Genomic DNA, 13,579 nt, shown 5'->3' on the forward strand with positions numbered 1-13,579 from the left:
TGTCGCTGCTCGCCGCCCGCTACGAGGCGCCTGTCCTGGTCGCAGCCGTCAGCGAGGGGCCGTGAGGGGGTGGTGGCGGGCGCACGACTCCGCGGGCGACCACGGGACCCAGGAGAGGGCCTCACGCCAACCGGGTCGTCCGAAGGCCCAGTCCTGAAGCACCTTCGCCACGGGTTCCACCGCGAAGATCTCGTGCTCGCGGGGTACCCATGCCTGGAAGTGCCGGTCCGGCCCTCCCTCGCGGTACTCCACCTGATAGCTCAGGTCGTCGTTGAGATACACCTGCATGTAGTGCTGGTCAGCGGGTTCCCCATCGAGCCGGTTCACGACGACGAACCGACAGCTGAGACTCATGTCGGCCAGCAGGTCGTGTAGCTGTTCCTCGGACGGGTCGTCCCAGGTCGTCCCGTCCGCCTCGATCGCTTGAAGCACTGGTGCCGCCATGCGGCGACTCTACTGACCCATCGCGCGCTGGTCTCCCCCTCGCGGCCCCGTGCAGGGGCTCAAGCGCGTCCTGAGCCGACCGGGCAGGTCCTGAGCCATGGCAGGGCCCCCGACCGGACGTCGGTCGGGGGCCCTCCGTACGTGGTCGCACGGGTCAGGTTCAGCCGCAGGAGCCGCCACAGTTGCAGGGGCCGCCGGACTGGCAGCCGCACTGGCAGCTGGGGCCGCAGTTGCAGCCGCTGCTCTCCACGGGAGGTGCTATGCGCGAGACGGGGCTGGAGGAGTTCGCCATGGGTGTACCTCCTGGAATGGGGTCAATTCCTGAGGGCTATTCCACTCCCGTCGGTAAGGGCGCATCAAGGGCGCGTGGCGGCATTCGGCCGCATCTTCCCCCGGTGCGGCCGGAACCTCTCCCGGTGCTGGCCGGAACGCGGCTCAGGCCCCGTCCACCGGCTCGGCCGGAACGATCTCGTCCGCGTGCTCGCCGGTGACCAGGTAGACCACGCGCTTGGCGACCGACACCGCGTGGTCGGCGAAGCGCTCGTAGTAGCGGCCCAGCAGGGTCACGTCCACGGCGGTCTCGATGCCGTGCTTCCAGCGGTCGTCCATCAGGTGCTGGAAGAGCGTGCGGTGCAGCAGGTCCATCGCGTCGTCGTCGTGCTCCAGCTGGAGCGCCAGGTCGACGTCCTTGGTGATGATCACCTCGGCCGCCTTGGCCATCAGCCGCTGGGCGAGCTGGCCCATCTCCAGGATGGTGGCGTGCAGGTCGCGTGGGACCGCGGTGTCGGGGAAGCGCAACCGGGCCAGCTTGGCCACGTGCTGGGCCAGGTCCCCGGAGCGCTCCAGGTCGGCGCTCATCCGCAGGCTGGTGACGACGATCCGCAGATCGGTGGCGACCGGCTGCTGGCGGGCGAGCAGGGCTATCGCGCGGGCCTCCAGGTCGCGCTGGAGGTCGTCGACCTTCTCGTCGGCGGCGATGACGCTCTCGGCGAGCTTCAGGTCCGCGTCGAGCATCGACGTCGTGGCGCGGCCGATGGCCGACCCGACGAGCCGGGCCATTTCGACCAGGCCCTCACCGATCGAATCGAGCTCCTCGTGGTAGGCGTCCCGCATCACTGACCTTCTCTCGTCTCTCTGCCCGACTGTCATGCCGGTTCCACGATGCCTACGGTCCGGCTGAAACGCGTCGGGTTTCGGCATGTTGTATGAACGCGTCCAGACCCCTCGGTGAACTCTGGGGAACAAACATTTTCGAACGGCGGATGCCCGCCCCGCCCGGCGGGCACCGGCCGGCCGGGCGGGGCGGGCGGAATGAACCGGCACCGACTCCCCGGTGAACTCTGGGAAACGTCTCCCCGGGGGAGCCCCTCGACGGCTAGGGGGCGGTCCCGCGGCACGCATAACCTGGATGCATGAACGTGGACGCGGCCGTCGCCGCACTGGCAGCGATCGCCGGTCTGTGCACCGGCGTGATCGCCATGCTGGCGTTCCGCTGGAGTGAGCGCGACCAGGCCAAGCCCACGCGGTCCTCCCTGCACACCGACGCCGTGCTGCCGCCGGGCGTGGACACCGTGCTCTCGGTGCTGCGCTCCTCGGCCGTGGTGCTCGACGAGGCGGACGCCGTCGTCAAGGCCAGCTCCGCCGCGTACGCCCTCGGACTGGTGCGCGGCGGCAAGCTCGCCGTCGAGCCCATGATGCAGATGGCGCGCGACACCCGGCGGGACGGGGAGATACGCCAGATCGAGCTGGACCTGCCACGGCGCGGCACGGGCCGCGGCGACGCGCTGGCCGTCTCCGCCAGAGTCGCCCCGCTCGGCTCCCGGCTCGTGCTGCTGCTGGTGGAGGACCTCACCGAGGCCCGCCGCATCGAGGCCGTACGACGCGACTTCGTGGCCAATGTCAGCCACGAGCTCAAGACCCCGGTCGGCGCGCTCTCGCTGCTCTCCGAGGCCGTCATGGACGCCTCCGACGACCCCGAGGCGGTCACCCGCTTCGCCGGGCGGATGCAGATCGAGGCGACCCGGCTCACCAACCTGGTCCAGGAGCTCATCGACCTCTCCCGGGTGCAGAACGACGACCCGCTGGAGGACGCCGAGCCGGTGCGGGTGGACGAGCTGGTCACCGAGGCCATCGACCGCTGCCGCCACCAGGCGGGCACCAAGCAGATCACCATGGCCACCTCGTTGGTGGCGCCCGGAGGGGGCACGGGCGAGGACGGACGGGCGGGTGGCTCCGCCGACCTCCATGTGTGGGGGAACCGCGGCCAGCTCGCGGCGGCGCTGGGCAACCTCGTCGAGAACGCCGTGAACTACAGCCCCGCCCGCACCCGGGTCGGGATCGCCGCCCGGCGGGTGGTGGCCCCCGGCGGGGATCTGATCGAGATAGCGGTGACCGACCAGGGCATCGGCATCTCCGAGAAGGACCGTGAGCGGATCTTCGAGCGCTTCTACCGCGTCGATCCGGCCCGCTCTCGGCAGACCGGCGGGACCGGCCTCGGTCTCGCCATCGTCAAGCACGTGGCCGCCTCGCACGGCGGGGAGGTCACGGTGTGGAGCGCCGAAGGCCAGGGCTCCACCTTCACCCTGCGCCTGCCGGAGGCAGGCAGCGTCCGGGATCGGGCCGCGGCCAAGGCGGAGCGCGAGCGCGGCCGCCTCGGTCACCCCCTGATCGGCCCCGAGGACCTCGAAGGCGAGGACCCGGACCGGGCGTACGAGACCTTCACCAACGATCCGCTTTCAGCCCCGGAGGTCCTTCCGTGACCCGAGTGCTCGTCGTCGAGGACGAAGAGTCGTTCAGCGATGCGTTGTCGTACATGCTCCGCAAGGAGGGATTCGAGGTCGCCATCGCGACAACGGGGCCCGAGGGGCTGGATGAGTTCGAGCGCAACGGCGCCGATCTGGTGCTGCTCGACCTGATGCTGCCCGGTCTGCCGGGGACCGAGGTGTGCCGCCAGCTCCGCGGCCGCTCCAACGTCCCGGTGATCATGGTGACCGCCAAGGACAGCGAGATCGACAAGGTCGTCGGGCTGGAGATAGGAGCCGACGACTACGTGACCAAGCCCTTCTCGTCGCGCGAGCTGGTGGCCCGCATCCGGGCCGTGCTGCGCCGTCGCGGCGAGCCGGAGGAGGTCGCCCCGGCCGCCCTGGAGGCGGGTCCGGTGCGGATGGACGTGGACCGGCACGTGGTGACGGTCGGCGGTGGCAAGGTCGACCTCCCGCTGAAGGAGTTCGACCTCCTGGAGATGCTGCTGCGCAACGCGGGCCGCGTGCTGACCCGCATGCAGCTGATCGACCGCGTCTGGGGCGCCGACTACGTGGGCGACACCAAGACCCTCGACGTCCACGTCAAGCGGCTGCGCGCCAAGATCGAGCCGGACCCGGGCGCCCCGCGGTACCTGGTGACGGTGCGCGGTCTGGGCTACAAGTTCGAGCCGTAGAACGCGCCGCGGGCGCGAGCCGTAGAGCGCCGTAGGTCCGGTCCTCCACCGGGCCGAGCGGCGCCTACGACGCGTGAGGGCGGCCCCGGGTCTTGCGGGGCCGCCCTCACGCGTGTTCGCCGCTACGCCCGCGCGTACGCCCCTGTCGTAGGCGTCCGCGCGGGCGGGACGGGTGGATCAGTGACCGGCGTGGGCGCCGTTCGGGTCGGGCTCGCCCGGGGCGACCGCGCCGCCGGGGGTGGTGGCCGCGCCGCCCGGCTTGTTCGTCTCGGCGCCGGGCTGCTCCGGGTTCTTCGGGTTCTGGGTGCCGGCCGGGGTGCCGGTGGGAGAGCCGGTCGGGGCGCCCGGGGTGGTCTCACCGGTCGGCGTGCCCGGCTTGGCCGGGGTCTGCGGCTTGGGGGCGGTCGGCGGCTTCTCCGGGCCCCACTTGTCGAAGTAGCTGGTGGCCGGCACCACGAAGGCGTCCAGCGAGACCTTGCCGGTCTCGCTGAAGTCGAAGGTCATGGTCTGCGCGTCGCCGTCCTTGACCGCCTCGCGGCCGCTGGGGATCACCGCGGAGGCGTTGTCCTTGCCGCCGAGCGTCAGCGAGCCGTTGGCCGGCACGACCAGCTTGCCCGAGCCCTTGGCCGGGGTGAGCTTGACCGGCTCGTCCGCGCCCTTGACGGCGATGCCCTCCAGGGTCTGGTCGCGCTGGCCGTTGTTGAAGATCTTGACCGAGATCACGGCCGGGCCGTGGCCCTTGAGGTCGGGCTGGGTGATCAGCGTCGCGTTCTGGAGCTTGATGCCGCCCACGGACGTCGCGGCGTTGTCCGGCTTGATCTCCAGCGTCTGTGCGTCGTTCCCGGCCGCGCAGGCGGAGAGCGGGGCGATCGAGAGCACGAGGGCGGTGGCGGCGAGGGCGCCGCGTCGAAGGTCGCTGCTCACGGCGGCGGCATCTCCTAGGACGAGGTAAAGGTTGGATCAGCGGGCTTAGGTTACCGAGCCGTCCTCGCCGGGCCGCACCCGACCCGCCCCCCGACGATCAGTAGCGGGTCGGAATATCGTCCCGGCGTCCGGAAGGCGGATTATCCGTAAGGAATGCGTGGAGTACGCCGGGAGCCACCGACCGTGAATTGATCACTCTCTTGATCATCTGTGGCGTGATCAATTCGCGAATCACCGCGTTCCGGCGGACGGGGATCGAACGGAGTAGCGCGAGAGGCGCCCGCGGACTCCGGCAAAACGGGACGTACAGCCACTCGCGTGGCGGTCTCGGGCGGTGTAACGTGCGCGTTTCAGTGTGCCCGGACAGTGGCTCCGACCTGCGAATACCCGCTTCCGCGACCCCCTCGCAGCACGTTCCGGCTGTTGTTGTCAAGCCCCGAGATATGCCCTGACCTGCGAAAACGCCATTCAGAACAGCCTCTTCCCGTGTTACCCTGGATAGCCACGGAAGGGGTACCTGTCACATGACGTTCAAGGTTGGCGACACCGTGGTCTATCCCCATCACGGGGCCGCGCTGATCGAGGCCATCGAAACTCGCCAGATCAAAGGCGTGGACAAGACCTACTTGGTGCTGAAGGTCGCACAGGGCGACCTCACGGTTCGTGTGCCGGCGGACAATGCGGAGTTCGTCGGTGTGCGTGATGTGGTCGGCCAGGACGGGCTGGACCGGGTCTTCGAGGTGCTGCGCGCACCGTACGCGGAAGAGCCCACGAACTGGTCCCGTCGCTACAAGGCGAACCTCGAGAAGCTCGCCTCCGGTGACGTGATCAAGGTCGCCGAGGTCGTGCGCGACCTGTGGCGTCGTGAGCGCGAGCGCGGTCTCTCCGCTGGTGAGAAGCGCATGCTCGCCAAGGCCCGGCAGATCCTGGTCAGTGAGCTCGCCCTCGCTGAGAGCACGAACGAGGACAAGGCAGAGGCCCTGCTCGACGAGGTCCTCGCGTCCTGACGTACGAATGCCGCGGTGCCCGGAAGACGTGACGCGGGCTTGGTGCTCACCAAGCCTTGTCCGCCGTCGCCGGGCGCTGCGGCATCTGTGCATTCCCTGGCGCCCCGGCCGACCGGGCCGATCGACGCCCCTAGCGACTCCGATCCGCTGATCCGCCGAACCTGATCTGCAACGGGTCCCCGAGCCGCGATCTCCAGACGCCGAGCCGGTGCTCTGCGCGGGGGTCACGGAACTGGGTGTGCCGGGCCCGGGCAGCTGGCTCGACCGGTGTCACGGAAGGGTCCGGTCGGGGCATCGCGCCCGGCACGCTGTGGCCATACCCATTTCGGCCGAGGAAGCAAACCTGAACGCCAACGCATTGTCCGCCTCCGAGGGCCCGCAGGGCCCCGGGCGGCTCTCCCGCACCGCCGCGGTCATCCCCGCGGCCGGCCGAGGCGTGCGCCTCGGCCCCGGCGCCCCCAAGGCGCTGCGTACGCTGCGCGGCATTCCGATGCTGGTCCACGCCGTCCGGGCGATGGCCGGCTCCCGCGCCGTCTCCCTGGTCGTCGTCGTGGCGCCGCCGGACGGCGCGGCCGAGGTGCGCCACCTGCTGGACGAGTACCCGCTGCCCCGCGACACCGAGGTGCTCGTGGTGCCCGGCGGCGGCACCCGCCAGGAGTCGGTCCGGCTGGGCCTGGCCGCGCTTCCCGACGACGTCACCACCGTGCTGGTCCATGACGCCGCCCGCCCGCTGGTGCCGGTGGACACCGTGGACGCCGTCGTCGCGGCGGTGCGGGACGGGGCGCCCGCCGTGGTCCCGGCGCTGCCGCTCGCCGACACCGTCAAGCAGGTCGAGCCGCGCACCGGCGAGCGGGCCGGCGAGCCCGAGCCGGTGGTGGCCACCCCCGAGCGCGCCCTGCTGCGCGCCGTGCAGACCCCGCAGGGCTTCGACCGGGCCACGCTGGCGGAGGCCCACGCGAAGGTCGCGGTGGCCGGCGAGGGCGCGACGGACGACGCGGGCATGGTGGAGCGGCTCGGCGTCGAGGTCGTGGTGGTGCCCGGCCACGAGGAGGCGTTCAAGGTGACGCGTCCGCTGGATCTGGTGCTGGCCGAGGCCGTGCTGGCCCGGAGGAGGGTGACCGATGGCTTCGCCTGAGCCGCCGCGGACGTCGGCCGAGGGCCGGACCCCGGCCGTGCCGCCGCTGCCGCTGACCGGCATCGGCACCGATGTGCACGCCTTCGAGCGCGGCCGCGAGCTGTGGTGCGCGGGCCTGCGCTGGGAGGGCCCGGGGAACGACGAGTGGGGGCTGGCCGGGCACTCCGACGGCGATGTCGCCGCCCACGCCGCCTGTGACGCGCTCTTCTCCGCCGCCGGTGTCGGCGACCTCGGTGCCCACTTCGGCACCGACCGCCCCGAGTGGGCCGGCGCCTCCGGCGTCACCCTGCTCACCGAGGCCGCCCGGATCGTGCGCGCGGCCGGCTTCGAGATCGGCAACGTCGCGATCCAGGTGATCGGCGTGCGACCGAAGGTCGGCAAGCGGCGGGACGAGGCGCAGCGGGTGCTCTCCGAGGCGGTGGGCGCGCGGGTGTCGGTCTCCGGCACCACGACCGACGGCCTGGGCCTGACCGGGCGCGGCGAGGGCCTGGCGGCGATCGCCACGGCGCTGGTCTACCCGGTGTAGCCCCCGGCGGCGGGCTCGGGCCGCGCCGCGGGCGCCGCGCCGGGCCCGGCGGGAGCGGCCCGAGGAGCCGATCCCCCTGCGGGGCCCGTGGTCGGCGGTGGCCGCCGGTGGCCGGCGAGGCTTGATGAGGCCCGGCGCCGGCGAGGACCTGGGCCGGCGAGGGCCTGGGCCGGTGAGCCTCGGCGCCGGCGAGGGCCGGCGGAGGGACTCGGGCCGGCCGGCGCTGGTCTTCCCGGCGTAACTCCGTGGCCCTACGGGTGGAAGCCGGACCGGGCGTCGCTCCGGCGGTGGCCCGGCGCGGAACGGCTATCCGTACGCGGCCCATCCGGGCCCCTTACGGAAGGACTCCGCCGGTGCCGGTCACACTTCCCGACGCGGTCAAGGACATGCTGGACTCCCCGGTCTTCGTCACACTGGTGACGCTCAACCCCGACGGCAGCCCGCAGGCGTCGCCGACCTGGGTCAAGCGCGACGGGGACGACGTGCTCATCTCCACCACGCTCGGCCGCCGCAAGGAGAAGAACATGCGCCGCGACCCCCGGGTGTCGGTGGTGGTGCAGCCGAGCGACTCCCCGTACACCTACGCGGAGCTGCGCGGCGAGGCGCGGCTGGACAGCGAGGGGGCGCAGGAGCTCATCGACGAACTGTCGCTGAAGTACACCGGCAAGCGGTACGCGGACTTCAACCCGGCCTCGGCGCAGGACGCGCCGCGCGTCATCGTCCGCGTCCAGCCGGCGCACATCGCGGGCATGGGGCTCTGACCGGCCCACGGATGGGGTGATTCCGGACTTCTGTCACGCTTCGGTGACCCTGCGGCCGAATGGTCGCGGGGCACTGCCGCGTTCCGACTACCCTTGACGCGTGACTATTCGCCTGTACGACACCAGCGCCCGGCAGATCCGTGACTTCACCCCGCTCACGCCGGGCTGCGTCTCGATCTACCTGTGTGGCGCGACCGTGCAGGCCGCCCCGCACATCGGACACATCCGGTCGGGGCTGAACTTCGACATCATGCGTCGCTGGTTCGCGTACCGCGGCTATGACGTGACGTTCGTCCGCAATGTCACCGACATCGACGACAAGATCATCGTCAAGTCCCTGGAGCAGGGCCGCCCGTGGTGGGCGATCGGCTACGAGAACGAGCGCGCGTTCAACTCGGCGTACGACGCGCTGGGCTGCCTGCCGCCGACGTACGAGCCCCGGGCGACCGGCCATGTGCCGGAGATGATCGAGATGATGCGCGGGCTGATCGACCGCGGTCACGCCTATGCCGCCGAGGGCAACGTCTACTTCGACGTGCGCTCGTACGAGGGCTATCTGAGCCTGTCCAACCAGGAGCTGGAGAACCTCCAGGCGGCCAGCGACGCGGCCGACGGCGGCAAGCGCGACCCGCGCGACTTCGCGCTCTGGAAGGCCGTCAAGCCGGGCGAGCCCAGCTGGGAGACCCCGTGGGGCCGCGGCCGTCCGGGCTGGCACCTGGAGTGCTCGGCGATGGCGCACAAGTACCTGGGCCGCGCCTTCGACGTCCACGCGGGCGGGGTGGACCTGATCTTCCCGCACCACGAGAACGAGATCGCCCAGGCCAAGGCGTTCGGCGACGACTTCGCCGCCTACTGGACGCACAACGCCTGGGTCACCATGAGCGGCGAGAAGATGAGCAAGTCGCTCGGCAACTCGGTGCTGGTCTCGGAGATGGTCAAGCAGTGGCGCCCGATCGTGCTGCGCTACTACCTGGGCACCCCGCACTACCGCTCGATGATCGAGTACAGCGAGGAGTCGCTGCGCGAGGCCGAGGCCGGCTTCGCGCGCATCGAGGGCTTCGTGCAGCGGGTCACCGAGCTGGCGGGCAAGGTCGTCGACCCGGCCGCCGAGGTGCCGCCGGCCTTCGCCGAGGCGATGGACGACGACCTGGGCGTGCCGCAGGCGCTGGCGATCGTGCACACCACCGTCCGACAGGGCAACTCCGCCCTCACCGCGGACGACAAGGAGTCGGCGGTGGCGCGGCTGGCCGAGGTCCGGGCGATGCTCGGGGTGCTGGGCCTGGACCCGCTGGACGAGCAGTGGGCCGGCGGCGAGCGCGGCGACGACCTGCACGGCGTGGTCGACTCCCTGGTCCGGATGGTGCTGGACCAGCGGCAAGCGGCCCGCGCCCGCAAGGACTACGCGACGGCCGACGCCATCCGCGACCAGCTTCAGCAGTCCGGGCTGGTCATCGAGGACACTCCGGCGGGTCCGCGCTGGGAGCTCGGCAGCCGCTGAGCCAGGGGTCCGCGCGTAGGCGCTGACCTCGCATGTTGTGCCGCCTGGGAGACCGGGCGGCACACTGATGACTGAGTTAGTACATACGTTTGTAGGAAACGGGTGACCCATGGCCGGCAACAGCCAGCGCAGGAACCGCCGCACCAGCAACAAGAAGGGCGCGACGGTCGGCAGCGGCGGCCAGCGACGCCGTGGCCTGGAGGGCAAGGGCCCGACCCCGCCCGCCGAGATGCGGAAGGGACACGTCAAGCAGCGCGCCGCGAACGCCCGCGCCAAGGCGGCGGCCCGCCGTCCGGCTCCGCGCCGCGGTGGCCCCAAGGGCACCAACGAGCTGGTGGTCGGCCGTAACCCGGTCGTGGAGGCGCTGCGCGAGGGCGTCCCGGCGAACGTGCTCTACGTGCAGCAGTTCATCGACAACGACGAGCGGGTGCGCGAGGCGCTGCAGCTGGCGAACGAGCGCGGCGGCATCAACCTCATGGAGGCGCCGCGCGGCGAGCTCGACCGGATGACCAACGGGCTCAACCACCAGGGCCTGGTGCTCCAGGTCCCGCCGTACGACTACGCGCACCCCGAGGACCTCGTCGACGCGGCCGCCGCGGAGGGCGAGGACCCGCTGATCGTCGCCCTCGACGGCGTCACCGACCCGCGCAACCTGGGCGCCGTGGTCCGCTCCGTCTCCGCCTTCGGCGGGCACGGCGTGGTCGTCCCCGAGCGGCGCGCCGCCGGCATGACGGCCGGCGCCTGGAAGACCTCGGCGGGCACCGCCGCCCGTACGCCGGTGGCGCGCGCCACCAACCTGACGCGCGCCCTTGAGTCTTACCAGAAGGCCGGGCTCACGGTCGTCGGCCTCGCCGCGGACGGCGATGTCGAGCTGCACGAGCTGGAGGCCCTCGACGGCCCCGTCGTCATCGTCGTGGGCAGCGAGGGCAAGGGCCTGTCGCGGCTCGTCGGCGAGACCTGCGATCTGCGCGTGCGGATCCCGATGCCGGGCGGCGCGGAGTCGCTGAACGCGGGTGTGGCGGCGGGCGTCGTCCTGTACGAGGCCGCGCGCCGCCGCGCGTAGCCTCGCGCCGGCGGGCGTGACCCCTTTGGGTGTGCCCCGAGTCGCCTCTGCGGGCGGTGCCTCTTGGCCTGCGGCACGGGGGTGCGTGTTCCGCTGCGCCGGTTCGTGGCGTGCGCCGCCGTACGCGGTTTTTTCCCGCCCACCCGCCCCTGACGGGGCGGGTGGGTGCCTGCCCGTGCGTGCCGTCGCCAGGGCCCGCTGAGCCTTGCGCCGGCGGGTGTGACCCATTGGGCGTACCCGGGGGCGCCTCTGCGGGCGGTGTCTTTTGGCCTGCGGCACGGGGGTGCGTGTTCCGCTGTGCCGGTTCGTGGCGTGCGCCGCCGTACGCGGTTTTTTCCCCGCCCACCCGCCCCTGACGGGGCGGGTGCCCCTGCCCGTGCCGGCGCGAGCGCCCGCGGAGCCGGCTGGCGCCGGCCCGCGTGGCTGCCCTGTGTGCCCGTTGGTGGGTGGGGTGTTCCTGGGCGGTGCCCCGGCCCGTGCTGTTGGCAGCGCCTGCTGGCCGGCTGGCGCTGGCCCGGGTGGCTGGTGGCGGGCGACGTTGTCGTGTGCCCGTTGGGGGTGGGGTGGGGTGTCCGGGCCCCGGCCCGTGCTGTCGCTCGCGCCTGCGGAGCCGGCTGGCGCTGGCCCGGGTGGCTGGTGGCGGGCGACGTTGTCGTGTGCCCGTTGGGGGTGGGGTGGGGTGTCCCGCCCGTGCTCGTGCGGCCGTCTGGGGGGCTGGGTGGGGCGGCCCGTGTCCGTTCCGGGGGGCTTGCGCGCCGTCGCCAGTGTCAGCGCCTTCGGGGCGGGCTTACGTCGTCCCGCGATCCAGGCCGCTGCTGTGGCCGCGCCGGCCAGAGTCGGCTGGTGGGGGTCGTGCGGGGGCTTTCCGCGGACGCGGCCCGACGTGGGGGTGGGGGCCCGCGGGCGGCGCCGGGGCGGCGGGCGCGGACTCGGGGTGGGAGGCGGGGGGTGATCTTGACTTGACGGGTCTCGGACACTTGGTGGCGGTCAAGGGAGTGTCTTAAACGCGGGTCACTCGGTTAGATGAGCGTGGACACCAGAACACCCCGCACGCCTTCGGGGGGACGCTCATCGGGATTTGATGACGAGCCGCAGCTGATCATGGCCAAGGTGCCATGTGATCCGGCGCAGGTCATCGTCAATCACGCGAGCTTCCGGGTGCGGCTCGCCGAGCCGCCGGGCGGGAGCCGGTTGGCGGAGGACACGGTCCGGCTGGACGCGGTGCCATCGGCGCCGCGGCGGCGGCCGGTGGTGTGGACCGGGCGGACCGGGCCGGGCGGCGACCCGGCCGCGGCCCAGCTCCTCCAGGCCGTACGGCACGCGGGTGGCATCCGCGGCGTGGACGCCGAGGAGGCGGGGGCGGCCACCCAGGTGCTGCCGCGGGTGCGGCTCGACGACCCGCCCACCGGGGTCATCGGGCCGCGCAGCCCCCGGGGCGAGGCCGATGCCACCGCGCAGCTGCCGCTGGCCCGCAGCGCGCCGGGGGAGTACCCGCGGCGCGCGTACGACGACGGGCCGGGCGGCCTGGTCGCCGAGGCCCATCTGGGCGCCGACGACGAGGAGCCGCGGCGGTCGCGGCGGTCGGGCGACTCCGTGCGGCACGCGTACTACCCCGGCCGGCGGATGAACCTGGGCGTCGTGCTGCTGCCCATGCGCATCTTCCTGGGCCTCATCTCGATCTACGCGGGCATGGGCAAGCTCTCCGACCCCGTCTACTTCGACGGCGGCGAGCGCGGCTCGATGGTCACCTGGCTGCAGTCCCTGCACCCCTGGCCGATGGCCTCCCCGCTGCGTGACCTCGCCCTCGCGCACCCGGTGGGCGCCGGGCTGACCGTGGCGTTCCTCCAGGTCGTGGTCGGCGTGCTCACCGTCTTCGGCCTCTGGCAGCGGGTCGCCGCCGCGATCGGCGCGCTGCTGTCCGCCGCGTTGATCGTGACCGTCAGCTGGCGCACCGTCCCCGCCTACGACGCCCCCGACATCATCTACCTCGCCGCCTGGAGCCCGTTGATCATCGCGGGGGCCCCGGTGTACTCCATGGACGCCCGGCTCGCCGGCGAGGCATGGCGGCGGCTCGGGCCGCGCGTCGAGGTGTGGCAGCTGCGCCGTCGGGTGCTGCGCCGCGGCACCGTCATGGTCTCCGTCATCGCCGGGCTGACCCTGCTCTTCGGCTCGATGCTGGGTGGCGCCGTGCGCACCTCCGACATGGTGAACGCGCCCGGCCCCAGCGACCCCCCGACCAACGACCTGCCCGGCTCGCCGCTGCCCCGCAAGTCCGAGGGCCGCACTCCGCGCGACACCCAGGGGCCGGCCGGGTCGACCGGCGCCCCGGCGACCCGTGAGCGCACCCCGGCCCCCTCGGCCTCGGTCCCGTCGTCCTCCGCGCCGGGCGCGGTGCGCGAGTCGGGCACCATCGGCTCCGGCAACGCCACCGTCGGCGGTCAGCCGAGCCAGACCCAGGGCGCGCAGGGCGCGCAGACCGCGCCGCAGGCCCCGCAGCCGCAGGAGCAGCAGCCCGCAGCCCCGGAGACCACCTCCGCCGGCCCCTCCTCCACCGGCGGCACCGGTGGTGCCGGCGACACCGCCCCCGCCGCCCCCGGCGGTGGCAGCGCCCCGGGCGCGGGTGGCGGCGGTGGCGGCGGCTCCACCTCCGGCGGCGGCTCCAGCGGCGGCGCGCTGGGCGGGCTGCTCGGCTAGGTGTATTGCCCTGTGAGGTTGGGGACGCGGCTGGCGGGTGGTTGGCCTTTCAGTGCGGTGTGGCCGCGGTGGTGATTGTAGGTGTGCAGCC

At 72.7% G+C, this 13,579-nt stretch carries 12 protein-coding genes; 9 read left to right on the forward strand and 3 right to left on the reverse strand.

The features are described 5' to 3' along the window. Positions 1-48: 48 nt before the first annotated feature. Entirely contained in the window at positions 49-444 is a 396-nt protein-coding gene (locus CD790_RS32455) for a hypothetical protein (protein WP_144386966.1), read from the reverse strand. Positions 445-879: 435 nt separating this feature from the next. After that, positions 880-1,557, reverse strand: coding sequence for a phosphate signaling complex protein PhoU (phoU, locus tag CD790_RS32460; protein WP_144386967.1), 678 nt, complete (start codon positions 1,555-1,557; stop codon positions 880-882). Between the two features lie 299 nt (positions 1,558-1,856). Between phoU and CD790_RS32465 the strand changes: the two genes are divergently transcribed. Both CD790_RS32465 and CD790_RS32470 read left to right on the forward strand, forming a co-directional pair. Then, positions 1,857-3,203, forward strand: a complete 1,347-nt coding sequence (locus CD790_RS32465) for a cell wall metabolism sensor histidine kinase WalK (protein ID WP_144386968.1) — start codon at positions 1,857-1,859, stop codon at positions 3,201-3,203. Next, positions 3,200-3,880, forward strand: coding sequence for a response regulator transcription factor (locus CD790_RS32470; protein WP_144386969.1), 681 nt, complete (start codon positions 3,200-3,202; stop codon positions 3,878-3,880). The genes CD790_RS32465 and CD790_RS32470 overlap by 4 nt, the downstream gene beginning before the upstream one ends. Positions 3,881-4,057: 177 nt before the next feature. Here CD790_RS32470 and CD790_RS32475 read toward each other — a convergent pair whose 3' ends face one another. Further along, positions 4,058-4,804 (reverse strand): DUF461 domain-containing protein, encoded by a 747-nt coding sequence (locus CD790_RS32475; RefSeq protein ID WP_144386970.1) that lies wholly within the window; start codon positions 4,802-4,804, stop codon positions 4,058-4,060. 524 nt (positions 4,805-5,328) lie between these two features. Between CD790_RS32475 and CD790_RS32485 the strand changes: the two genes are divergently transcribed. From CD790_RS32485 to CD790_RS32515, 7 genes are all read left to right on the forward strand, one after another. After that, positions 5,329-5,811, forward strand: coding sequence for a CarD family transcriptional regulator (locus tag CD790_RS32485; RefSeq protein ID WP_009716930.1), 483 nt, complete (start codon positions 5,329-5,331; stop codon positions 5,809-5,811). 358 nt (positions 5,812-6,169) lie between these two features. Beyond that, positions 6,170-6,946, forward strand: a complete 777-nt coding sequence (gene ispD / locus CD790_RS32490; protein ID WP_144386971.1) for a 2-C-methyl-D-erythritol 4-phosphate cytidylyltransferase — start codon at positions 6,170-6,172, stop codon at positions 6,944-6,946. Beyond that, entirely contained in the window at positions 6,933-7,472 is a 540-nt protein-coding gene (gene ispF / locus CD790_RS32495) for a 2-C-methyl-D-erythritol 2,4-cyclodiphosphate synthase (RefSeq protein ID WP_144386972.1), read from the forward strand. The genes ispD and ispF overlap by 14 nt, the downstream gene beginning before the upstream one ends. Before the next feature lie 353 nt (positions 7,473-7,825). Beyond that, positions 7,826-8,233, forward strand: a complete 408-nt coding sequence (locus tag CD790_RS32500; protein WP_144386973.1) for a PPOX class F420-dependent oxidoreductase — start codon at positions 7,826-7,828, stop codon at positions 8,231-8,233. Between the two features lie 100 nt (positions 8,234-8,333). Beyond that, the gene (cysS, locus tag CD790_RS32505) at positions 8,334-9,731 is read left to right on the forward strand and encodes a cysteine--tRNA ligase (RefSeq protein ID WP_144386974.1); all 1,398 of its coding nucleotides are present in this window, start codon (positions 8,334-8,336) and stop codon (positions 9,729-9,731) included. 109 nt (positions 9,732-9,840) lie between these two features. Further along, on the forward strand, positions 9,841-10,794 hold the full coding sequence (rlmB, locus tag CD790_RS32510; RefSeq protein ID WP_144386975.1) for a 23S rRNA (guanosine(2251)-2'-O)-methyltransferase RlmB: 954 nt from the start codon (positions 9,841-9,843) through the stop codon (positions 10,792-10,794). 1,023 nt (positions 10,795-11,817) lie between these two features. Further along, positions 11,818-13,488, forward strand: a complete 1,671-nt coding sequence (locus CD790_RS32515) for a DoxX family protein (RefSeq protein ID WP_144386976.1) — start codon at positions 11,818-11,820, stop codon at positions 13,486-13,488. The last annotated feature ends 91 nt before the right edge of the window (positions 13,489-13,579 follow it).

This window comes from Streptomyces sp. SAJ15, assembly GCF_007595705.1.
GTDB lineage: Bacteria > Actinomycetota > Actinomycetes > Streptomycetales > Streptomycetaceae > Streptomyces.

What these genes read in the sequence shown, in the direction of transcription:
- CD790_RS32455 (WP_144386966.1), bottom strand. Translation starts at nt 444, where the DNA reads ATGGCGGCACCAGTGCTTCAAGCGATCGAGGCGGACGGGACGACCTGG.
- phoU (WP_144386967.1), bottom strand. Translation starts at nt 1,557, where the DNA reads ATGCGGGACGCCTACCACGAGGAGCTCGATTCGATCGGTGAGGGCCTG.
- CD790_RS32465 (WP_144386968.1), top strand. Translation starts at nt 1,857, where the DNA reads ATGAACGTGGACGCGGCCGTCGCCGCACTGGCAGCGATCGCCGGTCTG.
- CD790_RS32485 (WP_009716930.1), top strand. Translation starts at nt 5,329, where the DNA reads ATGACGTTCAAGGTTGGCGACACCGTGGTCTATCCCCATCACGGGGCC.
- ispF (WP_144386972.1), top strand. Translation starts at nt 6,933, where the DNA reads ATGGCTTCGCCTGAGCCGCCGCGGACGTCGGCCGAGGGCCGGACCCCG.
- rlmB (WP_144386975.1), top strand. Translation starts at nt 9,841, where the DNA reads ATGGCCGGCAACAGCCAGCGCAGGAACCGCCGCACCAGCAACAAGAAG.
- CD790_RS32515 (WP_144386976.1), top strand. Translation starts at nt 11,818, where the DNA reads ATGAGCGTGGACACCAGAACACCCCGCACGCCTTCGGGGGGACGCTCA.